We start from the raw sequence: 25,604 nt of genomic DNA, 5'->3' as shown, positions 1-25,604 counted from the left end.
ATCCTAGTCGACTACCGGGCACCGAGCGGAAAGACCAGGGCGGTCGCCACGGCGGCGACCCCCTCCCCCCGGCCGGTGAGTCCGAGTCCATCCGTGGTGGTTCCGGAGACCGAGACCGGTGCACCGGCCGCCGCGGACAGCACGCGCTCGGCCTCCTCACGCCGCGTACCGACCTTGGGCCGGTTCCCCACCACCTGGACCGCCACGTTGCCGATCCCGAATCCGGCCGCCCGCACCAGCCGGGCGGCCTCGGTCAGCAGGGTGCCTCCGGAGGCGCCGGCCCACTCGGGGCGTGAGGTCCCGAAGTGCCGGCCCAGGTCCCCGATCCCGGCGGCGGAGAACAGCGCATCGCAGGCCGCGTGGGCCGCCACATCACCATCCGAGTGGCCGGACAGGCCCTGCTCCCCGGGCCACTGCAACCCCGCCACCCAGCACTCGCGGTTCTCGCCGGCCGAGGCGAAGGCGTGGACGTCGGTGCCGATGCCGGTGCGCGGCAGCGGCGGCACGGGGCTGGCCTCAGGGCTCGTCACGGGACTGGTCTCGGCGCTGGTCACAGGTGCCGCTCCTCGGGTGTCGGGGACGACGGGTCCAACAGGGCGTTGGCCAGCATCAGGTCCAGGGGGGTGGTGATCTTGAAGCCCAGCGGGTCCCCGGGCACCACGGCCACCGGGTGGCCGGCGGCCTCCATGGCCATGGCGTCATCGGTCAGTGCGGCGGCGCCGGCAGGTCCTTCCCGCTCGGCGCGCCGGTGGGCGGCCTCCAGGGCGGAGAGGTCGAATCCCTGGGGCGTCTGAACGGCCCGCAGCTCGGACCGGTCCAGGGTGCCGGTGACCCGTTCACCTCCCGAGTCCGTGCCGGCCGCCGTCTTGATGGTGTCCACCACCGCAATGGCGGGCACTGCGGCGGCCGCCCCCTCCCCGAGGGCCGTCATCACGGCCTGGAACACGGCGGGGGGCACGAGGGGCCGGGCCGCGTCATGGACCAGGACGGCGTGCCGCTCACCGGGAGCGGTCTCGCCGGACAGCGCGCGGACCGCAGCAAGCCCGGCGCGCACCGAATCCGCCCGCTCCGCGCCCCCCGGCACGCTCCGTACGGTGATCCCCCGGTGTGCAGCAAAGGTTCGGCAGACGTCCTCGAGTGCGGCCGCGGCCCCCTGGCGGGAGGGCAGCACCACCGCGACGGCGTTCAGCTCGATGGCTCCGGAGGCGTGCGCGGCAGCCACGGACTCGAGGCAGTGCTCCAGCAGCGTCCGTCCGTCTCCGAGGGCGGCCAGGGCCTTGGGCACACCGGCCTGGAGGCGTGATCCAGACCCCGCGGCCACGATGAGGACCGTGGTGTTCATCAGCGTCAGGGGGTTCCCGTGTCTCTAGGCTGCGAGGGTCGCGTCCAGCAGTTCGGCCGCGTCATCCTCAGAGGTCTTCTTGGCCAGCGCCAGCTCGGACACGAGGACCTGACGGGCCTTGGCGAGCATGCGCTTCTCCCCCGCGGACAGGCCTCGGTCCTTGTCCCGGCGCCACAGGTCACGGACGACCTCCGCCACCTTGATGACATCGCCGGAGGCGAGCTTCTCGAGATTGGCCTTGTACCGGCGCGACCAGTTGGTGGGTTCCTCCGTGAACTCGGCCTGCAGGACTCCGAAGACCCGCTCCAGTCCCTCCTGGTCCACCACGTCCCGGACACCGACCAGGTCGACATTCTCCGCCGGGACCTCGATGGTCAGATCCCCCTGGGCGACCTTGAGCTTGAGGTACATCTTCTCCTCGCCCTTGACGGTGCGCATCTTGATCTCTTCGATCTTCGCCGCACCGTGGTGGGGGTAGACGACTGTTTCTCCGACCTCAAAAACCATGTGGATGGCCCCTTTCCCTCCGCATGAGTTTACCACGTCACATTTTCCTCACCTGTGTCGCTCCTTGCACTCGGGCTCAGAATCGACATAATTCGCCCTTCATTCACCGAGGCGTCTCAGGGGAGTCGCACGCCGCGCCCACGGGGGCCAATACGGTAGTCTCACATCAGCACTGCGCCGTGTGATCACCCGTGTCCGCACACCGGATGACCCTTCGGCGTTCGACGTTCGCACCCGAGGAGTACACACCGTGAAGTTCGCCGCTTCCAGGGCCACCGCCCGCAAGGCCTCCGTGGCGGGCCTGGCCGCCGTCGCCCTGCTGGGCGCCACCGGCTGCAGCGCCATCAACCAACAGGCCACCACCCTGCACTACGCACCCTCGGATGGCATCGTGGCCGACGTGGGCGGTGCGGAACTGCGCAACGTCGCACTGATCACCAGCGCCCCTGAGGCCGAGTCCCGGTACATCGGCACCCTGTCCTCCGCCACCGGTGAGCCCCTCGAGGTCAGCATCACCGTGGACGGCACGCAGACCCGGTTCTCGGTTCCGGGCGAGGAATCCCTCATCCTCGAGGACCCGGCCAACGAGCAGGTCATCCCCAGCTCCGGCGGCCGCCCCGGCACCATCGTGGACGCCACCGTGGAGGTCAACGGCGAATCCGACACCGTGGGCATCACCATCCTGGACGGCACCCTGCCCGAGTACCGCGAGTTCGTCCCGGGCGGTGCCGATCCGGCCGCGGACGAGCACCTGTATGAGACCCCGGCAGCCGAAGAGGGCGGCCACTGAGGCTCTTCCCCTCACGGGCCTCCACCCAACGCGAGGCAGCATGACGAAGGGCCGGCACCATCAGGTGCCGGCCCTTCGTCATTCCGCACGGCTTCCGCACGGCTTCCGCATGGCTTAGGGCTCGAACTTGTAGCCCAGGCCCCGGACGGTGACCAGGTACCGCGGGTTGGACGGGTCCGGTTCGAGCTTCCCGCGTAGCCGCTTGACGTGGACGTCGAGGGTCTTGGTGTCCCCCACGTAGTCGGATCCCCAGACCCGGTCGATCAACTGGCCGCGGGTCAGCACGCGCCCGGAGTTGCGCAGCAGCATCTCCAGCAGCTCGAACTCCTTGAGCGGCAGGGAGACCTGCTCACCGCCCACGGAGACCACGTGGCGCTCGATGTCCATCCGCACGGGCCCGGCCTGCACGGTGGAGCTGACCAGTTCCTCCGGCTCACCCTGACGGCGCAGCACGGCACGGATCCGGGCCACGAGCTCGCGGGAGGAGTACGGCTTGGTGACGTAGTCGTCGGCACCGAGCTCCAGGCCGACCACCTTGTCGATCTCCGCATCCTTGGCCGTGAGCATGATGACGGGGACGGTGGAACGCTGGCGCAGCTGGCGGCACACCTCGGTGCCGGACATGCCGGGGAGTTGGAGGTCCAGCAGCACCAGGTCCGCGCCGGCCCGGTCGAACTCCACCACGGCCTCGTTGCCGTCCGCCACGACCTCGACCTCGAATCCCTCCTTGCCCAGCAGGTAGGACAGTGGATCGCTGAACGACTCCTCGTCCTCCACGATCAGAATTCGACTCATGATTGGGCTCCTTCCCCGGCGGTCGGAGCCCCGGGGCCCCGCTTGGTCACTGTAGGTCCTTCGTGCTGCCCGGCATCGGGCTCCATCTCCGGAAGCCGGACGGTGAAGGTGGAGCCCCGCCCCACCTGGGACCAGACCGTCACCTCCCCGCCGTGGTTCGAGATGACGTGCTTGACGATCGAGAGTCCCAACCCGGTGCCGCCCGTCTGGCGGGACCGGGCGGCGTCGATCCGGTAGAACCGTTCGAAGATCCGGTCCTGCTCCTCCTCCGGGATCCCGACCCCCTGGTCCGTGACAGACACCTGCGCCAGACCGCGGACCGACCTCAGCCCCACGCCCACGGTGGTGCCGTCCGGCGAGTAGCGGACCGCGTTGTCGATCAGGTTGCGCAGCGCCGTCATCAGCTGGTCGTGGTCCCCGAAGACCATGGAGGGAAACTCCCCGGCCACCCGGATGGTGATCTCCCGGGCCTCGGCCTGCATCCGGGAGCGGTCCACGGCCTCATTGACGATCCTGGTCAGGTCCACGGGCTCGCCCGCCCGCACCGTGTCCTTGCCCTGGAGCCGTGAGAGCTCGATGATGTCCTGCACCAGGGCGGCCAGCCGGGCCGATTCGATGCTCATCCGGCCGGCGAAACGGCGGACCGCATCCTCGTCATCCGCGGCATCGTCGAGCGCCTCGGCCAGCAGCGAGATGGCGCCCACAGGGGTCTTGAGCTCGTGGGAGACGTTGGCCACGAAGTCATGGCGCATGGCCTCCGTGCGGGAGATCTCGGTGCGGTCGTCCGCCAGCAACAGGATGTACTCCTCCGCCAGCGGCGCCACCCGCAGCTGCACCACCAGGGTGCCCTGGCCCAGCGGCCCCCGGGGCAGTTCGTACTTGCGGTCCACGATGATCCCGTCCGAACGCACCCGATCGGCGAGGTCGAACAGGTCCTGGTGGACCAGGTGGTGCCCACGGACCAGGCCGAAGGCATAGGCGGAGGGGTTGGCCCGGACCACCCCGTTCACGGCATCGACCAGCACGTAGGCGCGGCCGATCACGGAGAGCACCTCGGCCGCCCCATCCGGAATGGACGGCTCGCCCACGTTCAAGTGGACGGCTCGGCTGCGCTCGGAGGCGCGGAACGCCAACATGGCGAGCACACCGAGCACCAAGCCGATGAGGCCACACACCACACCAACGACTACGGGATCCGTCACGCCCTCCAGACTACCCATCACGGAAGGGGCGGCAGCCACGGCCCCGGACCGGGCATAATGTCCATGGAAAGGTTCCCGCGGTTCAGACTCCGTTCACCTTCCACCGTCAGGATGGGCTCGGTCTCGTGCCTGAAGCGCAGGGACCTGCCACGGCCGCCTGCACCCAGGGGCCCATCAACCAGCCTGATAGAGGACTCATCCATGCGTGAACTGTTCCATGCCGATCTTAAGTCGCTGGGTGACCAGCTCGTGGAGATCGCCGGCCTGGTGCGTGAGGCCATGTCCAAGGCACAGACCTCCTTCGAAGAGGCCGACGTAGAGCTCGCCGAGTCCGTCATCACCAACGATGCCCGCATCGACTACCTGCAGACCGCCCTGGACGAGAAGGCCATCGAGCTGCTCGCCCTGCAGGGCCCCGTGGCCGCGGACCTGCGCACGGTGGTGGCCGCCCTCCGGATGAGCTCCTCGCTGGAGCGCATGGGTGACCTCGCCCGCCACATCGCCCAGCTCGCCCGCCGCCGCTTCCCGGACCTGGTGGTCCCGGAGTCCGCCCGCGAGGACTTCCACCAGATGGCCGATCACGCGGTGGCCGTGGCCGGCGAGGTGGAGCAGCTGCTCAGCACCCACGATCTCCGGCACGCCTCGGCGATCGTGAAGCTCAACGCCACCATCAATGATCTGCACGCGAAGAACTTCACCTCGGTGGCGGACCCGTCCTGGGCCGCGTCCGCCGCCACCACCGCGGACGTCACCCTGGCGTCCCGCTTCCTGGAGCGCTTCGCCGACCACGGCGTGTCCGTGGCCCGCAAGGTCACCTACCTCGCCACCGGCGAGTGGGAGCCGATCATCGCCATCGACTGACCGCGCGGTCGATCCCAGTTGTACGACGTCGGCCGGTCACCTTCCACTGGAAGGTGACCGGCCGACGTCGTCCGCCCGCTGTGCGGGAGGGTGGAGCTACTTGGCGCCTTGGTTGGCCACGGCGGCGGCACCGGCGGCGGCGGCCTCCGGGTCCAGGTAGCGGCCGGCGCTCACGGGCTTCAGATCCGCGCCCAGCTCGTAGTACAGCGGGATGCCGGTGGGGATGTTCAGCCCGGCGATGTCCTGGTCCGAGATGCCGTCCAGGTGCTTGACCAGGGCGCGCAGGGAGTTGCCGTGAGCGGCGATCAGCACGGTCTTGCCCGCCTTCAGGTCCGGCACGATCTCGGCGTCCCAGTAGGGCAGCAGCCGGGTCACCACGTCCTTCAGGCACTCGGTGCGCGGCAACTCCTCCCCCAGCCCGGCATAGCGTGGGTCCCCCGCCTGGGAGAACTCGGAGGAGTCCTCCAGCACCGGCGGCGGAGTGTCATAGGAGCGGCGCCAGACCATGAACTGATCCTCGCCGAACTCCGTGCGGATCGCGGCCTTGTCCTTGCCCTGCAGGGCGCCGTAGTGACGCTCGTTCAGGCGCCAGTCCCGCTTCACGGGGATCCACTGGCGGTCGGCGGCCTCGAGCGCGAGGTTGGCGGTGGTGATGGCCCGCTTCAGCACGGAGGTGTACAACACGTCCGGCTCCAACCCCTCGGCGGCGAGCAGCTCACCACCCCGGGCGGCCTCCTCGCGGCCCTTGGCCGTCAGCGGGACGTCCACCCAACCGGTGAACAGGTTCTTCTCATTCCAGTCGCTCTGGCCATGCCGCAGCAGGACGAGCTTGTAGGGGGTGTCAGCCATGGCCACATCCTAACGGTGCTGCCCCGTCCACAACGGCGTGCGACGGATCCCCTCAGGACCGACCCGGTGCCGACGCGGCACCCGTCAGTACCCGTAGGGTCGCGATCCGCCGCTGCCGAACAGCTTGAGTTCGCCCCGCGGGCCGGCCAGGTACACGGCAGACACGCACAGGGCGGCGATCTGGAACAGGCCGAACCCGGCGCCCAGCCTGCCGATGGACCCGGCCATGGACAGCACGCCCACGAAGGCGGCCACCCCGGTGAGGATCATCCAGAACGACTTGGTCTTCTGCCCGGCGCGCTCGAACTGGTCCTTGCCACGGGTCAGGCAGTCGCCGAACGCCCAGACGGCCAGCACGACGGCCACCACGGACAGGGCGATGTAGAGCCAGTTCTCAATGGTGGTGACCAGAATCCACGGGTACATGCGGCCAGACTACCGCCGCAGAGGTCTCAACGGGCGGCGGCGCGCAGCCCGGAGGCCAGGTCCTGCCAGAGATCGTCCACGTGCTCGATCCCCACGCTCAACCGCAGCAGCCCGGCCGGGACGCTGGCGGGCTCCCCCTCGAAGCGGCGGCGGCGCTCGATCAGGGACTCCACCCCACCCAACGAGGTCCCGGGCAGCCAGTGCCGCACCTGCTGCACCACGGCATCGGCCGCTGCGGCGGAGGCGGACTCGTCCGCGCCGGCCACCACGAGGGTCAGCACGGCGCCGAAGCCGCCGTGCATCTGCGCGGCCGCCAACTCGTGCTGCGGATGCCCCGGCAGCCCCGGGTAGGTCACGGCGGCCAGCGGTAGGGAGCCCTCGAGTCGGGCGGCCTCCAGCCGGCCGGCCAGATCGGCGGCGTTGGCCTGCGCGCGGTCGAGGCGCAGGGCCAGGGTGCGCATGCCGCGCAGCGCCAGGAACGCCTCCATGGGCCCGGCGATGGCCCCGTGCAGCGTGCGGTGGGCGTGCAGCCGGTGGTGCAGATCGGCGTCCGCGGTCACGGCCGCGCCCATCACCACGTCCGAGTGCCCGGCCAGGTACTTGGTCACCGAGTGGACCACGACGTCGGCGCCGAGCTCGAGCGGTCGCTGCACCAGGGGCGTGGCGAAGGTGTTGTCCACCACCACGAGAGCGCCGGCCGCGTGCGCGGCCTCGGTCAGGGCGGCCAGGTCTGCGACCTCCAGCATCGGATTGGTGGGCGACTCGAGCCAGAGGATGCTGGCCGGCCCGGCGGAGGCCCCGGTTTCCCGATCCGCACCGTTCACGGCCGCGGTCACCGCGGCCGGGTCCGTGATGTCCACGCGCTCCACGTCCAGCCGGCCGGTCTGCTGCAGGGAGTCCAGCAGGGAGAGCCCGCCCTGGTAGGCGTGCTGCGGGGCCACCACGCGGCCACCGTTCGGGGCCAGGTGCAGGGCCGCGGTGATGGCCGCCATGCCGGAGGAGAACAGCAGGGCCGGCAACTCGTCAGGCTCCGGGACGCCCTCCAAGGCGGCCAGCAGCTGCTCCGGCCCGTCCCACGTGGGGTTGGACATGCGGCCGTAGAGGCGGCGTTGCCCGGCCGCGTCCGGCTCCCAGCCGACGTAGGTGGAGGTGAAGTGCACCGGCTCGTTGACCGGGGCATCTACCTGGCGGGCGGGGCGGGCAGAGCTGACCACAAGGGTTTCCGGATGCATGCCTGACATCGTACGTCCGGGGAGGGAAGGCGGCCTGTGGATGGACCCCGCGTGACGGCGGCGCCCGTTAGGCTTGACCGGTGACCGCACCTCCTGACGCCCCCGCCACGCGCGGCGTGTTCATCGCCTTCGAAGGCGGCGATGGCTCCGGCAAGTCCACCCAGGCCCGGCTGCTCGCCGACCGGCTGCGCCAGGAGGGGCAGGACGTGGAATTGACCCGGGAGCCCGGCGGCACGGACGTGGGCGAGCGGCTCCGCAGCCTCGTCCTGGACCCGGCCCACGCGCCGATCGACGCGGTGACCGAGGCCCTGATCTTCGCCGCCGCCCGCTCGGCCCACGTCCGCCAACTGATCCTCCCGGCCCTGGAGGCCGGGCGCACCGTGATCACAGACCGGTACATGGACTCCTCCGTGGCCTACCAGGGCGCAGGCCGGGCCCTCGGCCCGGAGACGGTGGCCGGGCTCAACGAGTGGGCCACCGGCGGCCTGCGCCCGGACCTGACCGTGCTGCTGGACGCGGACACCACCACGGCCGCCGGGCGCCGCGCCACCCGCGAACAGTCGCCCGGTGGCGCCGGACCGGACCGGTTGGAGTCCGAGCCCGAGGCCTTCCACCAGAGCATCCGCACCGCGTTCACCGACCGGGCCAAGGCCCACCCGGACCGCTACCTCGTGCTGGACGCCGGCCGGGACATCCCCGCACTGGCCGCTGAGGTCTGGGCCCGGGTCGCCGGGCTGCTCGGTGCTGGAGCGGACCGCACCTCGCCGGACGCGGAGGCCGGACGATGAGCGCCGCACCGGACAGCGTGTCCCCCGCCGCACCCGCGTGGGCGGACCTCGCGGGCCAGGAGGCCGCCGTCGCGCAGTTGTCCCGGGCGGCCGCGGCGGACAACCCCACCCACGCGTGGCTGTTCACCGGCCCCCCGGGGTCCGGCCGCTCGAACGCGGCTCGGGCTTTCGCCCAGGCGCTGCAGTGCGAGCGGGAGGATCCTGCGGCCCGCGGCTGCGGGCAGTGCCACGCGTGCCTGACCGTGCGGGCCGGCACGCACGCTGATGTGAAGGTCATGGCCACCGAGAACGTCAGCTACAAGATCGACGAGATCCGCGAGCTGATCTCCCTCGCCCAGGACCGCCCCTCCTCCGGGCGCTGGCGGATCTTCATCATCGAGGACGCTGACCGCATGACGGAGCGCGCCACCAACGTGCTGCTCAAGGCCATCGAGGAGCCCCCGGCCCGGACCGTCTGGATGCTGTGCGCCCCCTCCCCCGCGGACGTTCTGGTGACCATCCGTTCACGCTGCCGCCCCGTGGGACTGCGCATCCCCTCCGTGCAGTCCGTGGCGGACCTGTTGGTGGCCCGGGACGGGCTGGACCTGGAGCTGGCCCTGTTCGCGGCACGCGCCTCGCAGTCCCATGTGGGCATGGCCCGGCGGCTGGCCGCGGACGAGGGCGCCCGGCAGCGCCGCGAGTCGGTGGTGCACCTGCCGCTGCGCATCCACGCCACCTCGGACGCGGTGGCCCTGGCCAAGGAGCTCGTGGAGGTCACCCAGGCAGAGGCGAAGGCCTCGGCCGAGGCCCGCAACGCCGAGGAGAGGGTGGCCCTGCTGCGGGCGCTGGGACTCGGCGAGGACGAGAAGGTCCCGGCGAAGCTGCGCCACCACGTCAAGCGCCTCGAGGACAGCCAGACCGCCCGCAACAAGCGCAGCGTGCATGACACCCTGGACCGGGCCATGATCGACCTGACTGGCCTGTTCCGGGACGTGCTGGCCCTGCAGCTGGAGTCCGGGGCCGAGCTGGTCAACGAGCACCTGCGGGACGATCTGGCCTCCTACGCGCACGCCGTCACGCCCGAACGCACCGTGGCCAGGATCGATGCGGTGGCCACAGCCCGCCGCCGCCTGGCCGGCAACGTCCCCGCGCTGCTGGCCCTGGAGGCCATGGCCACGAGCTTCCTGCCCGAGCGCATCCTGGAGCGCCGTCCGGGCGAACGGGCCTGAGCGCCCCACTCCCACTCCCACTCCCACTCCCACTCTTCCCGAGCCTGCCCCGACGAAAGGACCGCAGCGTGCCAGAATCCCGGCTCCCGGCCGATCCCTCCCCCGCTCAGTCGACGCCGCGGCGGGCCGTGACCGCCGCGGTCTTCGCCGCAGTGCTGCTGCTCACCGGCTGCTCGGCCGGAGGTGACCCGGCTCAGGAGGGCACCGGGCCGGCGTCGGGCGCTGCCTCCGGCCCCGCCCCCGCCACCGGTGAGGCCGCCGCGGTGCCTGCCGGGCTGGAGGAGTACTACGCGCAGGCGCCGGACTGGCAGTCCTGCGAGCAGGACGCCGGGGACTTCGAGTGCGCCACCGTCCAGGCACCGCTGGACTACGCGGATCCGGACGGCGAGAGCATCGAACTCGCCCTGGTCCGGTCCGGCGGGGCCCAGGACGGTGCCGAGCACCTGCTGCTGAACCCCGGCGGCCCCGGCGCCTCGGGCGTGGACATGGTGGTGGACTCCCTCGACTTCGTGGTCTCCGAGGCGGTGCAGGAGCACTACTCGGTGGTCGGCTTCGACCCCCGCGGGGTGTCACGGTCCACACCGGTCGCGTGCCTGAGTGACGAGGAGATGGACGCCACCCGCGAGGAGCACCTCGACCCGTCCACGGACGAGGGCCTCGAGCAGGTCCGCGCCTCGGCCCGGGAGTACGCCCAGGCCTGTGACGAGAACACCGGGGAGGTGCTGGGCCACATGGACACCGATTCCGCGGCCCGGGACATGGACCTGATGCGCGGCGTGCTCGGAGACGGCCGGCTGAACTACCTGGGCTTCTCCTACGGAACCTCACTCGGGGCCTCCTACGCCGAGCAGTTCCCGCAGAACGTGGGACGCATGGTGCTGGACGGGGCCATGGACCCCTCGCTGGACGAGTTCGAGGTGACCCTGGGCCAGGCGACCGCGTTCGAGCAGGCCATCACCTCCTGGGCCGAGTTCTGCCTGGCGGGTGAGGACTGCCCCCTGACCGGGACCGCCGAGGAGGGCGTCCAGCAGGTCCGCGATCTACTGGAGCAGGTGGAGGCCTCCCCGCTGACCTCCACCGATGGGCGCCAGGTGCCGGCCGCCACCTTCGTGGCCGGGCTGATCACCCCGCTGTATGCGGACGAGAACTGGCCGCTGCTGACCCAGGCGGTCTCCGACGCCATGGAGGGCAATCCGGACGTGATGCTCTACCTGGCGGACCTCAACGCGGGCCGGGACGAGGACGGCACCTACTCCACCAACATCAACGACGCCTTCACGGCCATCAACTGTCTGGATGCCTCCGCTCCCTCGGACACCGAGACCCTGCGGGCGCAGGCCCAGCAGTTGGATGAGGCCTCCCCCACGATCGGTCGGTTCCTGGCCTACGCCGGGGCGAGCTGCGCCGAGTGGCCCGAGGAGGCGGTGGACGAGCCCGCTCCCGCCAGCGCCCCCGGCGCCGCGCCCATCGTGGTCATCGGCACCCAGGGGGACCCCGCCACCCCCTACGAGTGGGCTCCGGCCCTGGCCGATCAGCTCGAATCCGGCGTCCTGGTCTCCTGGGACGGCCAGGGTCATACCGCCTACGGACGCGCCGGGGACTGCATCGGCAACGCCGTGGACGGCTACCTGGTGGACGGGACGGTCCCGGAGGATGGGCTCGAGTGCAGCTGAGCAGCTGAGCCCTCAGCGCCTCACCAGGGCCGGGACGTCCCGGATGGAGGGCACGACGGCGGACGCGCCGGCCCCGCGCAAGGCCTCCTCCTGGTGATAACCGGTGAGCACCCCCACGGTGAGCCCGGCACCGGCGCGCCGGCCCGCACGGATGTCACCCGTGGTGTCCCCGACGGCCATGACCGAACGGACGTCCTCCAGGTCCAGGGCCAGCAGGGCGGTGAGGATCATGTCCGGGTAGGGCACCCCACGGCCCGCATCCGATGGACACAGGCTCAGGTCCGAGACGCCCATCCAGCCCAGCGACTCCAGGATCATGTTCTGCGTGTGCCGGGCGAAGCCGGTGGTGAGCACGATCTTCAACCCCGCCTCCCGCAGTGCCTCGACGGCCTCGGCGGCCCCCTCCACCGGGCGGACCCCGCGCTCGGCCAGCAGCGTGTCATACGTGCTCTCGAAGCAGGTGTTGGCGCGGCGGGCGGCCACCAGGTCCTCGGCGAAGATCGATCGGAAGATCTCATGCCGGGCGGTGCCCCGGGACTCCCGGAAATAGCCGACCATGGCGTCGAAGCGGGAGCCGCCGGGCTCGATCCCCTCCTGGAGGATCGCCGTGCTGAAGGCCTCGTCCTGCAGGCCTCCCTCATCCACGGTGGTGCCGGACATGTCCAGTACGGCCAGTGCGAACGGACGCCGGGAACGCGGGCCCCGTCCGGACTGGGCGGTGGCAGGCATCATGGCTTCCTCCCGGAGAGTCGGCTCGGCGGATGCCCAGCCTCGATCGATGTTCAGACCACTGCACCGTGTGGACCTTGCCAGTGGTTGGCCGCGAAGTGAACTGTGCCTGTGGGTTGTGAACTTCGGGACGGCTGGTGCCGGCCGGAGCGTGCTTTTGCCGCTCGGGGCACTGGCCCGCTACCATGGACAGCCGTGGCACCCACCGGGTGACCGCACCCGCCTCCTTAGCTCAGCTGGCCAGAGCAGCTCCCTCGTAAAGAGCAGGTCACCGGTTCGAATCCGGTAGGAGGCTCTGAAAGAGACCTCCCCCCGTGGCCTGTGGCCCGGGGGGAGGTCTCTTCGTCTCTCTGCGTCGCTACATCACTTCCAGCGCACGGACTCCGATTCGAGCGTCGTCGTCTCGTAGCCCTCGGCCTCAGCGGTCACCCGGACGGTGATGTCCTGGCTCTTGTACCTGCCCGTGAGCTTGAACTCTGCGCCGGTGGCGCCCTCGATGGGTTCACCGTCGCCCAGCCACTGGAAGGAGAACGTCGGCTCCGGCGACCACTCGCCCGTCACCGCAGTGAGGCGGCTGCCGGGCTTCACGCCCTTGCGACCGGCATCGATCGTCGGCACCGAGGTCTTCTCGAAGGCCGCAGGATCAGTCCCCGGCTCCTCGACGCCGTCGGTGGCGAAGGTCCACACCTCGGAGGTTGCGACACCGCCGTGCGGACCCGTGGCCTCGACGAACCAGCCGTGCTCGCCGGCCTCCAGGCCCTCCCAGGTCACCGAGGAGCTCGCCCCCGAGTCCGCGCCCGCGACGGCGCCGATCTCGTGACCGGTCAGCACGTCGGCGCTGAAGGAGTCCGCCGCGAGCACCTTGGTCCGCGGTTCGAGCCCGACCTCGGCGTAGTCGATCGTGAACTCCTGCATGCCGGGAGGATCGTTGAGCGCAGCGTTGTCCGAGTTGAAGACGTCGAGCGAGGGAGAGTACGTGCGGAACGCGATCTGCCCGGCGTCGTTGTCGAAGTGCGCCAGGCGGATGTACCCCTGGCCGCCCTCCGGCAGGCCCTGGTAGTCGAAGAGCATCTGGTACACCGTGCGGTCATCCACACCGTCACCGTCGTCGTCGAACGAGTCCGTCCGCGTGAAGGCGTCGTGGTAGTGACCACTGCTCACGGCGAACACGTTCGGGTTCGTCGCGACCACCTCGTCCTGCACCCGCTGCGGGAACGGCCCCAGGCCACCGGTCGTCTGCAGGTACTCGTGCAGGTTGAGCCACACCTTGCGCTCCGGATACTGCGCGATGACCTCGTTCATCCACGCGATGTCCTCGGAGTTCGCCTTCTCGTCGTTCGTGGTCGGCCAGCCCATGTAGAGCATGAGGAAGTCGACGCCACCGGCGGACACGAGGTCATAGTGACCCCGGTTGTCCTTGTACGAACCGCCGTACCACGGGTTGCCCGCGAAGCGGTCCTCACCGAAGTGCTCGGAGTACGCCGCGTAGTCATCGTCATGCCCGCCGACGTCGTGGTTGCCGGCCAGCACGCCATAGGGCAGCCCCGCCTCGTCGAGCATGTCGTAGGCGGCGTTCGCCTGGTCCCACTGGTGCTGCTCGGTGTGGACATTGACGATGTCGCCGTCGTGGATGAGGTACTGCAGGTTGAGGTTCTCCCGCTGTTCCAGCATGAACTCGTGCATCGCCACCTGGTGCGGGTAGTAGGCCTCGGTCTCGTTGTAGTACTGCGTGTCCGTCTCGATGCCGACGGTGAAGTCGTAGTCCTCACGCGGCGTCGCATCCGCGTTGTAGGCGGCCACCTCGTCGGTCCGCTCCGACAGGTTCCCGGCGGCGAAGCCCTCCGAGTGCTGCACGAGCACCGTCACCTCACCGTCGGCCGCGTGACCGGCCACCGGCACGGTCGCGTCCAGCGTGAACTCGGTGTCCGCGCCGTCGGTGGTCACGTGCTCGTCCACGCGTTCCCACGTGCCGTCCGTGGCGAGCACGTACATGACGACCTTCGCCTCGGCGTTCGCCCGGCCGGACCAGTCGACCCGCACCCGCGCGTCGTCACCGGCGTCCGCCGGCACGTCCGCCGTGAACAGCTGGTACGGCAGCGTGGTCTCGCTGCTCGTCTCGACCTCGACACCGTCGGTGCCGACGAGGGCCTCGAGGTCCGCGCCGCCGAGCACGGTCCCGTCCCGCTCGTCCGCCGAGGCACCCGCCAGCGCGTCCGTCGTCGTCCCCTCCGAGACGGTGAGTCCCTCGTCGCCCGGGTTGAGCGCGAAGCCCTCGCGGAAGCTCAGGTCCAGTGCGTCGTCTTCCGGAGAGTTCGCACTCGCCTCGAGCCTGGCCGAGGTGCCCTCCACCTGGGCGCCGTCCTCGGGGAACTGCAGGTCGACGGAGGGCGATTCGTCGGCCGTCTCGAAGGTGAGCGTCTCCGTGACGGCATTGCCGACGGTGTCACGTGCGGTGAAGGCGACGGTGTGCTCGCCCGGTTCCAGCTCCAGGGAGCTGGTGGTCAGCGGCAGGGTCACCGGCTCGCCGTCGAAGGTCGCGGTGAGCTCCTCGAGTCCGGCGATCGCGTCGGTCGCGGCCGCGTCGACCGTGATGTCGCCGCGGTAGAGCTCTCCGTCCACGAGGTCGGTCTCGATGACCGGTGCGGTGTTGTCGACCTGCACGGTGGACGTGGCGGTGTCGGTGCCGTCGGTCGCGGCCAGCGTGTGCTCACCGTCGGCGGCACCGGTCGTGTCCCAGGTGGCGACGCGGGAGTCGAAGGCGTCGGCCGGGATGTCGAAGGTCGCCTCGAATTCGACGAGGTTCGCGTCACTGAACCGGATCGAGGTGCCGGGTTCGGGGCAGTCCACGGCGGCGTGTTCGGTGACGGAGCCGTCCACCTCGGCGGCGGTCGTGCAGGTGTCCGGGCGCAGGACGCGGCCGTCCGGCAGGGCGAGGCGCAGGTTCTGCGCGGAGAAGTCGTCGTTGTTCTCGTTGACGTCCGGCTCCGGCCAGGCCTTCGTGCCGGCGGTCACCGTGACCGTCAGGGGTTCGCCCTCCACGATCGAGGCGACGGGCACCTCGGCATCGACGGTCTCGACCCGGTCGTAGAAGCCCTCGTCGAAGATGGCGAGTTCTTCACCGTCCACCTTGATGCCGTTGCGGAAGAAGGCATCCGTGCTCGTCGCCTCGAGGGCGAAGACCGGAGAGGTCTCCAGCGAGGAGGTGGTGTCCGGGAAGGGCTCGCCGTCGAGGGTGAGGTCGAGTGCGGCCGGGTCGGACTCGGTCGTGCCGGTCACTCGAGTCTCGCCGGTGACGATCTGGCCGTCGGCCGGCTGCAGACGGACCGGCTCGGGGTCGCCCTCGACGAGGTCGACGCGGACCGGGCCGAGGGTGGTCTGCTGCGTACCGTCGGAGGCGACGACCGTGTAGTCGATCCACTGTTTGCCGTACGTGTCGACGGCCGGGATCGAGTAGCTGTAGCGGTCGGTGCTCTCCCCCGTGGACGCATCAGTGCCGACGGTGAGGTTGCGGGTCTCGGTCGCCCCCAGGTTGTCCGTCATCTCCAGGGTGACGGAACGGGCCAGGGTGTCGTCGGTGACGCCGAACTCGAGGGCGAGATCGTCCTCGCCGAGGACGCTGTGGTCCTCGATGACGGGTGCCTCGCCCCCGGATACGCCGGGGACGGGGACGTCCGGGGTCTGCACGGCGGACACGGCACCCGGGGTGGGTGCCTCCAGTCCGAGCATCGTCTGCACGGTGCCGTCGGCCGGCTCCGGGGCCCAGGTGACGTCGCCCGCGCCGGGGTTCCAGGCGTAGTTGATCGACGTCGTCGAGGTCGTCTGGTCGTTCGTGAAGAAGTACGCGGTGGACACCTCGTGCCCCGTGTTCGTGGCGATCTGCAGACCACGCGAGCCACCGTTGGCCATGCCGCCGACGTGCATGGTGGCGATGTCCTCGCCCTCGACGAGGTCCGTGCCGTAGTTCTCGTTGAAGTCGGCGACCGTGAGGCCGGCTTCCTCGCCGGCGGCGTTCACGACCCACAGGATGAGGGTCTCGCCGGCGGGGATCGTCACGTCACCCGGGACGGCCGGCCACAGGGCGGAGCTGTTCGTGACGGGGCCGTCGAGCGAGTTGTCCGTGTAGAGGTACTGCAGCGCATAGTCGGAGAAGTCGACAGCCGAGTCGGAGGCGTTGTACACCTCGACGAACTCGTATCCGTCAGCACCTCCGACGTTGGCGGTGTCGGGGGCCACCTCGGTGATCTGCAGGATGGGTGCGGTGGTCGGCGGGTTCGGATCGCCGGTCGACGAGGTGGCCGGAGACGCGGTCCCCAGCCCACCTGCCAAGACGGCGACGACCGCCGTTGAAGAGATGAGTGTGCGCACTCGGGCGCGTGCATGGTTGTTCACGGTCCTCGACACAACCGAGGCGAAACGACGTGCTCACCATGCCGAGTTGAACGGGGCAAGAACTGCCGGTGACGTCCGAGGACATGGCTGCTGTGAGATGGCAGGGCGGACGGGGCGCGAGCGCTGGGCGTGGGCCCTCCTTGCGCCTAGGCTCCGGGTGTCCTGGATTCGGGCGTCATCGCTGCGGCCTCCTCGGCCTCCTGCACGGCGGCCACCACCTTCTCGGCCCGCCGACCCACGGAGTGCAGGGAGGCCTGCCCCAGCCGGAACATCGCTGCGGCCTGGGCCGTGGTGGCCAGGTCATTCGCGGCCCGGGACAGGATGCGGTGCACCTGGCTGTACTCGCCGGGAATCTGCAGACCGGTCTCCGGATAACGCCGGTGGGCCTGGACGCACAGGTGGCGCACTCGAGGCACCAGGTCCGTCAGCACGTTGCCGGCATTGACCAGCCCGTTGAGTTCATCCTGGGGCACGGTTCCCGCGGACTCCGCCTCCTGCACCACGTGCCAGTAGCGGTCCAGCGAGCGCACGAACCAGTCATGGCTGCGCCGCCACAGCTCGCTGCCGAGTTCCTTCTCGTCCTTCTTGGCCTGCCGCCTCCGCGCGAACGGACCGGCCATCAACGGCCCTCTCCTGTCACCAGGAGCACCTTGCCCGTCCGGTCCGACTCCTCGAACCGGTCCTGGGCCTGTGCAGCCTGTTCCAGGGGGAACGTGGAATCGGTGGTGGCGCGGATGGCGCCGTTGCTCACCAGCGGCCAGACACGCTCAGCCACCTGCCGCATGATCTCGGACTTCTCCGCCACGGGGCGCGGCCGCAGCATGGTGCCCGTGACCACGGCGTTCTTGCCCATCACGGCGCCCAGCGGAAGGTCCCCGGTGGTGCCGCCCTGCAGGCCGATCACCACCAGCTGTCCGCCGCGCGCCAGGGTCTTGACGTTGGACGTGAGGTACTTGGCGCCCATCACGTCCAGGATCACGTCCGCGCCGTGCCCGTCCGTGATCTCCCGCACGCGGGCCACGAAGTCCTCCTCGCGGTGGTTGATGGCGGCCTCGGCCCCCAGTTCCAGGCTCCGGGCCATCTTCTCGGGGCTGCCTGCGGTGGCGATCGGCCGGGCGCCGAGGGCCTGGAGCAGTTGCAGCGCGAAGGAGCCGATCCCACCCGTCCCGCCGTGCACGAGCACCCAGTCACCGGACTGCACGCCGGCCTCCATCACCAGGTTGGACCAACAGGTGGCCGCGACCTCCGGGAGGCCGGCCGCATCGGTGAGGGAGACGCCGTCCGGCACCGGCACCACCTGCCCCGCGGGGACCGCCACGTACTCCGCGTAACCGCCTCCTGCCAGCAGGGCGCAGACCGGGGTGCCGAAATCCCAGTTCCCGACGCCGGCCCCGGCCTCCTCGATGGTGCCGGAGACCTCCAGTCCGGGCAGGTCCGAGGCGCCCTCGGGGACCGGATAGTTCCCGGCACGCTGCAACAGGTCCGCCCGGTTGATTCCGGCGGCAGCCACCCTGATGACCACCTCGCCCGGACCGGGGCTGGGGACGGGCCGGTCCTGCACGGCGACGACCTCGCGGCCACCAGCCCCTTCATAGGCCACTGCACGCATGCTGGGTTGTGGGAGCTCCTCGGACATGATCTTCCCCTGTTCTGACGGCCTGCCCTCGCGGCCTGTCTGGACGGCCGATCGGCGGCGAATCACACGTGGCTATTAGGCTACCGCCCATCAGAACCTGGAAAAGGGCACGCGGAGTGGGAGTCCTGCGCCTGTGGTGGCAGCGGTGCAGGCCCCGGCCTTACTCTGGCTTACCCTGGCCAGCCTGATGGTTGTCTGAGGCGCCAGATGGACGTGCTGGACCGAGTTTCTGGTCCGCGCCCGGGGCACCCTAGAATGGGGCCTTCTGGATGGTTGTCCGAGCGGCCTAAGGAGCTGGTCTTGAAAACCAGTGTGCGGTAACCCCGTACCAAGAGTTCGAATCTCTTACCATCCGCGTGGATAAACGGAAGCGGCCCCACTGAGTGGGGCCGCTTCCGCGTTTCCGGGGACCGCCTAAGTCCGATTTGTGGCCGGACTGTGGCCATTGGTCCTGGACGCCGCCCGGGGGATCATGCTGGCGCGCTGCTCTGCGGCCGCCTCACCGACGCCCGGCAGCAGGTGCCTGTACGTGTCCACAGTGAGCTTGATCGTGCTGTGCCTCAGTACTTTGGACACCACGGCAACGTCCACGCCGGCTGCAATCGTCAAGGACACCGTGACCTGCCGCGGATCGTGCAGCCGCACGCGCCGTCTCGGCCGCTGAGCACCGTCTGGCTTCTCTGTGCCCACCGGTTCCTTCGTGGGCTGGGCGAAGGTGTGGGAGCCCTTGGCAGTACAGCTCCACGCCCATCGGCCCGGTCACCTCGCGCAGCTTCCGCGTGTAATCGCGCAACCGGCTGCGCAGCTGAAGGCCATCACGCTGCGCTACCGAAACTGCTTGCAGCTGGCTTGGTCCGAGGCCTCCTGGACCGCGGCGCCGCCGAGGCCCCGGACATGATCGACCCGTTCCGCCGTAACCAGCTGGTCTTCCGCGCCGAAATCCGGATCGCTCTGGAAATCACCAACGTGAAGGAATTGCGCGTGGTCGGGCGCATGGCGCCGGTCGGGGCCTGACCCTCAGCCGCACCTACCACCGACGCCGCAGGCAAGCATCCCTGGGCCGATTGACCCCGTCGAATACGAGACCCTCACGACCAAAACTGCCGCTCAGGCAGCCTGACCAGGCTGTCGCATATTCGTGTAGCAGTCCCTTAAGTGTCCTCCGCCATGCGTACCCTGCAGGAGTCCACTTCCACCCAGAAGGACGGCCGGTTCGTCTCCACCGCCATCCAGCGCGAACGCCTCCTGGACGTCAACGACCTCGCTGCCCTGCCCCGCAGCCGCGCGGTGCTGTCAACCTCTGGGTTGCCCCGGCCCTGGTCGAGCTCCAGCACTACTCCACCCAGCCCTATGGGAACGACGTGGAAGCCTCCAAGGATTACTACGAGCTATCGGCCGCTCAGGACGACACCTAGTTGTAGAGCTACGTATAGACAACCCACTGACGCCTCCGACCATACGATCAAAGCATGCCCGCTGAGTCAGCTTCGTCTTCATCATCGTCAGACCACCAGTCGAACGAGCGCAAATGGCCACTTGGGATAGTTGTGGTATTCGGATTTCTGGTCTCTTGCCTCGCGTTGGGCTTGGCCATTTGGTACTTCGCCTACCAGGCCACCCTAGGCAAGGCACCCGTATGGTGGTGGTTCCCAGCGCTGTCGCAAGACGAGATGTTCGCCGTGATCCGCAACGCCGTTACTGCCGTAGCCGCACTTGGAATTGGTGTCACTCTCTTTCTGTCATATCGCCGCCAGCGCGTGGCAGAGAGAACACTGGAGCTGTCCGCACAAGCTCAGTTGCAAGCAACCAAGACTCTGGAGCTCTCTGCGAATACATACGAACTGACGCGCCGACAGCATGATGCCGAGTACGAGAACCAATTGAGGAACCGGTACGCCACTGCTGCACAGCAAATAGGTGAAGGCAACCCAAGCGTGGTTATCGCTGGGTGCATCTCCATGGCAACTCTTGCAGATGAATGGCATCGGTTGAAGCGTCCCGCTGACAGGGACGACTGCATAAGGATGTTGGTTGCAGCTCTACCGGAAGGACCGCGGGCGGACAACGGAAATCATCTCCGTCGATCAACGATCAACGGCATCTTCGAGGGACGCATGTCTCCCACCGGTCCTTATGGAGCAAGTTGGTCACCCTCTTCCATAGATTTCGGTGTCACACATGCTCCCTTCGGAAAAATCCTCGGTTGGACGATCACAGGATCCGTGAAGATCCATTCCGATCAACTTTCGCTCAGCTCAGAGACCGCCGTGGTCCAGTCGACAACAGTGCGGGGAGGTCGCCTCCATATCCCGATGAACAGCACCCAACAGGACTACTTGCTCTTTGTCACGCTCGCCCTGAAAAACGCTCAGCTCCGGGTGGACTTTTCCCTCCTGCCAGCTCTCCCAGCGAAGGAGAACCCCTCAACTCTTGTGTTCAGGAACTCTTTATTCGAAAGGTCATCGATTCGCATAGATGAGCCCAATAGTCCGTGTCTTCCGAGAAAGATCGTGTTCGAAGCCTGCACCTTCAACAATCGAACGGTTCGCGTTCCTCGCAACAGCTCGGCTTACGAGTTCGTATTTACTGGCTGCACCTTCGCCGACAACCCCTTCAAGACTGTCAACAAGCGCCGCAGCCCTAATGTGGGAATCACTCTGGGAGAGGGAAATACGTTCGTTGGAGCCATGGAGGGCTTCCCTGTGAACGAACCTGCTGCATTGCTCGACCCTTCATCTTGGTTCTTTCCAAAGGGGAAGCCTCCACGTAGTGGGAATGCGGCCGACCGTCGGTGAAGGTGGCTTATCGCCAGGGAGTTTCCAAGGGTGCGAATGGGAGTGCCACGTCAGAACCAGCCCTTGGGCGCCGGCGAGACCTGCCACTGAGGGGGGACCTCGGTGGACCGGGGTGGGTCGTAGTCCCAGAAGGGGCCGTCTTCGGCAGTGAGGCGGTCCATCACAGGCCAGAAGTAATCGCGGTACCAGACCACAGCGGTCATGGCATCTTCCCAGCGCATCTGCTCCCACGACTCCCAGAGCGCCTCGAGGATGGTCCCTGCTTCCTCATAACGCCACCACTGCGGGTCCCACCGACGGCCGCCGTCCACGCCACAGACGGAGAATCCACCCGCATTCACCAGGTGGTCGCCAGGTGCTCCACCGGCGAATACCGCAGCACCACCGACGACGAGTCCGTCAGTTATAACAGTTGAGTCCCGCATGATGGTGTAGCGCCCGGTGGTCGGGCACGTCGATCCGGACGTGGACGCGGCCACCGTGTGATCCTTCGAGTGAACCTCTCACAGCACTCTCGAAAGGAGTCACCACGGTGACCGCTCCCCATATTCTCGACCCTGCCGGCCTGCTGGGCGAAGCCCTGTCCGAGGCTTCCCCGGACATGATGCGCCACCTGCTGCAGACCATGATCAACACCCTGCTCTCCGCCGACGCCGACGCCGTGGTCGGCGCCGAATGGGGCAAGCCCACTCTGGGCCGCACGGCCCAGCGCAACGGGTACCGGCACCGGGACCTGGACACCCGGGTCGGGACCGTCGACGTGGCCATCCCCAAGCTGCGTTCGGGCACCTACTTCCCGGACTGGCTCCTCGAGCGCCGCAAGCGGGCCGAGTCGGCGCTGATCACCGTGGTCGCGGGCTGCTACCTCGCCGGGGTGAGCACCAGGCGGATGGACAAGCTGGTCAAGACCCTGGGCATCAACGCCCTGTCCAAGTCCCAGGTCTCGCGGATGGCCACCGAGCTCGACGAGCAGGTGGAGTCCTTCCGCCACCGGCCCCTCGGGGAAGCGGGCCCGTTCACGTTCGTGGCCGCCGACGCGCTGACGATGAAGGTCCGCGAAGGTGGCCGGGTCGTCAACGCAGTCGTGCTCATCGCCACCGGCGTCAATGGCGACGGCCACCGCGAAGTACTGGGCCTGCGGGTGGCCACATCCGAGACGGGAGCGGCCTGGAACGAGTTCTTCGCCGACCTCGTGGCCCGCGGACTGGCCGGGGTCCGCCTGGTCACCTCCGATGCCCACCCTGGGCTCAAGGACGCCATCGCCGCGAACCTGCCCGGGGCGGTGTGGCAGCGCTGCCGGACGCACTACGCGGCGAACCTGATGGGCATCACCCCGAAGTCCATGTGGCCGGCCGTCAAGGCCATGCTCCACTCGGTCTACGACCAACCCGACGCCAAGGCGGTGAACGCGCAGTTCGACCGGCTCCTGGATTACGTGAGCGAGAAGCTGCCGCCGGTGGCCGAGCACCTCGATGGGGCCCGGGCGGACATCCTGGCGTTCACCACGTTCCCGAAGGACGTGTGGACCCAGATCTGGTCCAACAACCCCGCGGAGCGGCTCAACCGCGAGATCCGCCGCCGCACCGACGCGGTGGGCATCTTCCCCAACCGGGCAGCCATCGTCCGCCTCGTGGGAGCCGTGTTGGCCGAGCAGACCGACGAATGGGCCGAAGGCCGCCGCTACCTCGGCCTCGAAGTCCTGCACCGCTGCCGCCTCACCACCGTGACCAACACCGGAAGCGAGGTGGACACCGACACCGCCCTCGAACTCAGCGCCTGAACACCTCAGCGAAGGATCCGACCGTTACACCACGACAAGGGACTTGACCGTTATAACCCTCACACCCATGAGCTGGTCTTCGAGCCGGCGAACGACCCGCCGCTGCGAATAGATTGTGACGAGTTCCCGATGGCACATCCGGTGTTAGCCATGTTCAGCCCCCTTGACCTTCCGATCTGGGACTACAACCAAAATTACGAGGTCGTGGACGCCTGGCTCAACGGGGACAGGGTCCGGCTAGAGTTCGCCGGCCCCGTCGGGAGCGGCCACGCGATCGTGGACCTGGAGAATCACGTCGCCGTCGAACTGCAATACCTCGACGTTCTGTACATCGTGCGAGACCTGTCCATCACACTCCACGGTGACGTCGGCAGGACGACTTCGACTTGATTGTCCGGCCTGGGCAGCGCAGGGCGATCTGGGCTGCCCCACCCGACCAACTGGTGGGTTCTGCGGGAATGACAGCCGCCCGTCCCACGCCCTGGCTATTTGGCCGATCGTTGACCCAGTCGGACGTCCGATGCGGGAACCCCGGTCGAATACGAAACCATCCACCAAAAGGCCGTCGCCCTGGTGGCCTAAACCATGGAGTCAACTAAACCTTCAGCAGACCCAAGCAGCGCATGCCCAACCTGCTACTGGTGGGCCCGACGAACAACGGCAAGTCGATGATCATCGAGCGCTTCCGCCGGCAGCACCCGCCCAGCTCCGAGCCGGACCGGGAGAAGGTCCCGGTGGTATGCGTGCAGATGCCCTCGGAACCATCACCCTTGCGGTTCTACACCGCGATCCTGTCCGTCCTGGGCGCACCCCTGCGGCCCCGACCTCGTCTGGTGGAGCTCGAACGCCTCGCCTTGTCCCTGCTGCGCGAGGTCGGGGCGCGGATGCTGGTCGTTGATGAGCTGCACAACGTGCTGGCCGGCCGCGGGGACACCCGTCGGGAGTTCCTGAACCTACTGCGGTTCCTGGGCAACGAACTGCGCATCCCCCTGGTTGGGGTCGGCACCCGCGAGGCCTACCTGGCGGTGCGCTCCGATGACCAGCTGGAGAACCGCTTCGAACCCTTCGTGCTCCCGTTCTGGGAGGCCGACGACCAGGCGAGATCCCTGCTGGCCAGCTTCGCCGCCTCCTTCCCCCTGCGGAAACCCTCGGTGATCGACACCGAGGACATGGCCCGCTACCTGCTGGCCCGCAGCGAGGGCACCATCGGGGAGCTGGCCCACTTGCTGACCGCGACCGCGGTGGCCGCCGTCGAGTCCGGCCTCGAGACCATCGACCACCGGACCCTGACGATGGCCGACTACACCGGGCCGACCGAACGCCGCCGGGCCTTCGAACGCGAGCTGCTGTGAGCACCCGGTGGCCGGTGCACCCGGCGCCGGCACCGGGTGAGGCACTCACCTCGTGGCTGCGTCGGATCGCCGACCGGTACGGCATCACCGTCGAGGATCTCGCCTTCGACATCGGATTCATCCTCGCCCGCCACGAGGACCTCGACATAGCCCCACCGGCAGGATTCATTGACCAGCTGGCGAGCCGCACCGGTCTGAAAGTAGACCGCATTCACACCATGACCATCAGTGGGAACACCCCCTGGCTCCTCGACCAAATCGAGCCCGGCGCGGAGGCCTACACCACCTACACTCGCCAGCTGGCGGTGCTGCTGCCACGGGGAAGGAGACGGGACCGTACCGTGGAGGACTGGCGGGCATGGGTGCCGACGGTTGCCGGTTGGCGCCATCGGGCCTGTCCGCGCTGCACCATGGAATCCACCCCTCCCTGCCCGTACCAGTTGGCGTGGCTGGTGCCCCTGATGCTCTCCTGCCCCGTCCACTACTGCCGAATCGAACTCCACGACGGCCCGTTGGGCTACCACGACTTCTGGCACACCTCGCCGGGTGGGCCTGAGCCGCGGCCGGTCGGGGAGGCGATCCGGAGCATGGACCAGCGGACCTGGCGGGCCCTGACGACCGGGGCCGTAGAGCTCCCCAGGCATCGGGTGCACGCGGGAACCTGGTTCCGCCTGCTGCGGACGCTTCTCGATGAGCTCGGCACCCCTCTGGTCGAGTGCGGTGCCGCGGGGCGGCTGACCCGCGAAGTGTGGCAGCGGACCGGCCACCGGTTCCGCGCGGGCCAGTCGGTATGGAGGCCCTATGAAGAGCTGACCCCGGATAAGCAACGCGACACCCTGGAAGCGGCAGCTACCGCGATGTCCGCGATGGAAAGCGGCACCCTGATCGGCCGGGGAGATGGGGCTGGCCTGTTCCTCCCGGAAACCGATGTCTCCATCGATCCGGGACGACCACGCCAGGAGGTGGCCACATCGGTCGTCCTATGGCAGAAAGCCATGGACAGCCTCCATGCCGTCGTCGAGGAAGCCCGGCACGACCCGGACAGCGCCCGCCGGTTCTTCGACCTGATGACCGCCTACCGCCGCGACGACGACAAGGTCCTTCAACGAGTCCGCAACGATTTCACGGAACTCGGCATCCCCTCGACTTCCTGTCACATTAGATGATTTGACTAGCGTTCACAGGACATAGAATAAGTAACGGATAAAGTGACAGTTCCGGGTATTGGGGATCCGCGGGGTTGCCGTGTC

Annotated in this window: 22 protein-coding genes, 2 tRNA genes and 1 pseudogene; 12 read left to right on the top strand and 13 right to left on the bottom strand. The window is 68.7% G+C overall.

The genetic code is table 11. The features are described 5' to 3' along the window. Positions 1-11: 11 nt before the first annotated feature. Genes ispF through IMT31_RS11740 form a run of 3 tightly spaced genes read right to left on the bottom strand, consistent with a single transcriptional unit; the run spans position 12 to position 1,849 of the window. Positions 12-506, bottom strand: a complete 495-nt coding sequence (ispF, locus tag IMT31_RS11750; RefSeq protein ID WP_345356778.1) for a 2-C-methyl-D-erythritol 2,4-cyclodiphosphate synthase — start codon at positions 504-506, stop codon at positions 12-14. Positions 507-550: 44 nt separating this feature from the next. Next, entirely contained in the window at positions 551-1,342 is a 792-nt protein-coding gene (gene ispD, locus IMT31_RS11745; RefSeq protein WP_345356751.1) for a 2-C-methyl-D-erythritol 4-phosphate cytidylyltransferase, read from the bottom strand. Between the two features lie 24 nt (positions 1,343-1,366). Beyond that, the gene (locus IMT31_RS11740) at positions 1,367-1,849 is read right to left on the bottom strand and encodes a CarD family transcriptional regulator (RefSeq protein WP_345356748.1); all 483 of its coding nucleotides are present in this window, start codon (positions 1,847-1,849) and stop codon (positions 1,367-1,369) included. A gap of 250 nt (positions 1,850-2,099) precedes the next feature. On the opposite strand from IMT31_RS11740, the gene IMT31_RS11735 reads away from it, so the two are divergent. Continuing rightward, positions 2,100-2,639, top strand: a complete 540-nt coding sequence (locus IMT31_RS11735) for a hypothetical protein (protein WP_413542890.1) — start codon at positions 2,100-2,102, stop codon at positions 2,637-2,639. Positions 2,640-2,753: 114 nt separating this feature from the next. On the opposite strand, the gene IMT31_RS11730 is transcribed toward IMT31_RS11735, so the two are convergent. Next, on the bottom strand, positions 2,754-3,434 hold the full coding sequence (locus IMT31_RS11730; protein WP_345358629.1) for a response regulator transcription factor: 681 nt from the start codon (positions 3,432-3,434) through the stop codon (positions 2,754-2,756). Further along, on the bottom strand, positions 3,431-4,570 hold the full coding sequence (locus IMT31_RS11725; protein WP_413544414.1) for a sensor histidine kinase: 1,140 nt from the start codon (positions 4,568-4,570) through the stop codon (positions 3,431-3,433). Before IMT31_RS11725 ends, IMT31_RS11730 begins: the two co-directional genes overlap by 4 nt. 267 nt (positions 4,571-4,837) lie before the next feature. On the opposite strand from IMT31_RS11725, the gene phoU reads away from it, so the two are divergent. Next, on the top strand, positions 4,838-5,497 hold the full coding sequence (gene phoU, locus IMT31_RS11720; RefSeq protein ID WP_345358626.1) for a phosphate signaling complex protein PhoU: 660 nt from the start codon (positions 4,838-4,840) through the stop codon (positions 5,495-5,497). Positions 5,498-5,593: 96 nt separating this feature from the next. Here phoU and IMT31_RS11715 read toward each other — a convergent pair whose 3' ends face one another. The 3 genes from IMT31_RS11715 to IMT31_RS11705 all read right to left on the bottom strand — a co-directional run bounded on the left by IMT31_RS11715 (position 5,594) and on the right by IMT31_RS11705 (position 8,004). Then, entirely contained in the window at positions 5,594-6,346 is a 753-nt protein-coding gene (locus IMT31_RS11715; protein WP_413542889.1) for a phosphoglyceromutase, read from the bottom strand. A gap of 84 nt (positions 6,347-6,430) precedes the next feature. Further along, a complete protein-coding gene (locus IMT31_RS11710; RefSeq protein ID WP_345358620.1) occupies positions 6,431-6,772 on the bottom strand; it encodes a DUF2516 family protein in 342 nt (113 codons plus the stop codon). Positions 6,773-6,798: 26 nt separating this feature from the next. Further along, the gene (locus IMT31_RS11705; RefSeq protein ID WP_413542888.1) at positions 6,799-8,004 is read right to left on the bottom strand and encodes a trans-sulfuration enzyme family protein; all 1,206 of its coding nucleotides are present in this window, start codon (positions 8,002-8,004) and stop codon (positions 6,799-6,801) included. A gap of 80 nt (positions 8,005-8,084) precedes the next feature. Between IMT31_RS11705 and tmk the strand changes: the two genes are divergently transcribed. From tmk to IMT31_RS11690, 3 genes are all read left to right on the top strand, one after another. Continuing rightward, positions 8,085-8,792 carry a dTMP kinase gene (tmk, locus tag IMT31_RS11700; RefSeq protein ID WP_413542887.1) on the top strand — a complete coding sequence of 236 codons (708 nt, stop codon included), beginning with the start codon at positions 8,085-8,087 and terminating at the stop codon, positions 8,790-8,792. After that, on the top strand, positions 8,789-10,000 hold the full coding sequence (locus IMT31_RS11695; RefSeq protein WP_413542886.1) for a DNA polymerase III subunit delta': 1,212 nt from the start codon (positions 8,789-8,791) through the stop codon (positions 9,998-10,000). Before tmk ends, IMT31_RS11695 begins: the two co-directional genes overlap by 4 nt. A 68-nt stretch (positions 10,001-10,068) precedes the next feature. Beyond that, a complete protein-coding gene (locus tag IMT31_RS11690) occupies positions 10,069-11,673 on the top strand; it encodes an alpha/beta hydrolase (RefSeq protein WP_413542885.1) in 1,605 nt (534 codons plus the stop codon). A gap of 12 nt (positions 11,674-11,685) precedes the next feature. Here IMT31_RS11690 and IMT31_RS11685 read toward each other — a convergent pair whose 3' ends face one another. Next, positions 11,686-12,405: an HAD family hydrolase gene (locus IMT31_RS11685; protein ID WP_413542884.1), complete on the bottom strand. Its 720-nt coding sequence runs from the start codon at positions 12,403-12,405 to the stop codon at positions 11,686-11,688. Between the two features lie 218 nt (positions 12,406-12,623). On the opposite strand from IMT31_RS11685, the gene IMT31_RS11680 reads away from it, so the two are divergent. Beyond that, positions 12,624-12,697: transfer RNA gene (locus IMT31_RS11680), tRNA-Thr, on the top strand. Positions 12,698-12,765: 68 nt separating this feature from the next. Here the strand turns inward: IMT31_RS11680 and IMT31_RS11675 are convergent. The 3 genes from IMT31_RS11675 to IMT31_RS11665 all read right to left on the bottom strand — a co-directional run bounded on the left by IMT31_RS11675 (position 12,766) and on the right by IMT31_RS11665 (position 18,427). Continuing rightward, complete coding sequence (locus IMT31_RS11675) at positions 12,766-16,791, bottom strand: lamin tail domain-containing protein (RefSeq protein WP_413542883.1); 4,026 nt, start codon at positions 16,789-16,791, stop codon at positions 12,766-12,768. 146 nt (positions 16,792-16,937) lie between these two features. Beyond that, entirely contained in the window at positions 16,938-17,411 is a 474-nt protein-coding gene (locus IMT31_RS11670) for a hypothetical protein (protein ID WP_345358599.1), read from the bottom strand. Next, entirely contained in the window at positions 17,411-18,427 is a 1,017-nt protein-coding gene (locus IMT31_RS11665) for an NAD(P)H-quinone oxidoreductase (protein ID WP_413542882.1), read from the bottom strand. Before IMT31_RS11665 ends, IMT31_RS11670 begins: the two co-directional genes overlap by 1 nt. Positions 18,428-18,694: 267 nt before the next feature. Between IMT31_RS11665 and IMT31_RS11660 the strand changes: the two genes are divergently transcribed. Further along, positions 18,695-18,782, top strand: a tRNA-Ser gene (locus tag IMT31_RS11660). A 1,114-nt stretch (positions 18,783-19,896) separates the two neighbouring features. Further along, complete coding sequence (locus IMT31_RS11655; RefSeq protein WP_413542881.1) at positions 19,897-21,222, top strand: hypothetical protein; 1,326 nt, start codon at positions 19,897-19,899, stop codon at positions 21,220-21,222. Positions 21,223-21,272: 50 nt separating this feature from the next. Here the strand turns inward: IMT31_RS11655 and IMT31_RS11650 are convergent, their stop codons facing one another. Further along, on the bottom strand, positions 21,273-21,701 hold the full coding sequence (locus IMT31_RS11650; protein ID WP_413542880.1) for a DUF4913 domain-containing protein: 429 nt from the start codon (positions 21,699-21,701) through the stop codon (positions 21,273-21,275). Positions 21,702-21,754: 53 nt separating this feature from the next. Between IMT31_RS11650 and IMT31_RS11645 the strand changes: the two genes are divergently transcribed. From IMT31_RS11645 to IMT31_RS11630, 4 genes and pseudogenes are all read left to right on the top strand, one after another. Then, entirely contained in the window at positions 21,755-23,002 is a 1,248-nt protein-coding gene (locus tag IMT31_RS11645; RefSeq protein WP_413542879.1) for an IS256 family transposase, read from the top strand. Between the two features lie 150 nt (positions 23,003-23,152). Continuing rightward, positions 23,153-23,392, top strand: a complete 240-nt coding sequence (locus IMT31_RS11640; RefSeq protein ID WP_345358587.1) for a hypothetical protein — start codon at positions 23,153-23,155, stop codon at positions 23,390-23,392. 224 nt (positions 23,393-23,616) lie between these two features. Continuing rightward, positions 23,617-24,354, top strand: a pseudogene (locus IMT31_RS11635) (TniB family NTP-binding protein); the annotation flags it as partial. Then, positions 24,351-25,520, top strand: a complete 1,170-nt coding sequence (locus tag IMT31_RS11630) for a TniQ family protein (protein WP_347922055.1) — start codon at positions 24,351-24,353, stop codon at positions 25,518-25,520. The pseudogene IMT31_RS11635 and the gene IMT31_RS11630, both read left to right, overlap by 4 nt. The last annotated feature ends 84 nt before the right edge of the window (positions 25,521-25,604 follow it).

The organism is Citricoccus nitrophenolicus (assembly GCF_047305825.1).
GTDB classification, from domain to species: domain Bacteria; phylum Actinomycetota; class Actinomycetes; order Actinomycetales; family Micrococcaceae; genus Citricoccus; species Citricoccus nitrophenolicus.
The sequence above is the reverse complement of the archived record's forward strand: the minus strand, read 5'-3'. Positions and strand labels throughout refer to the sequence as shown.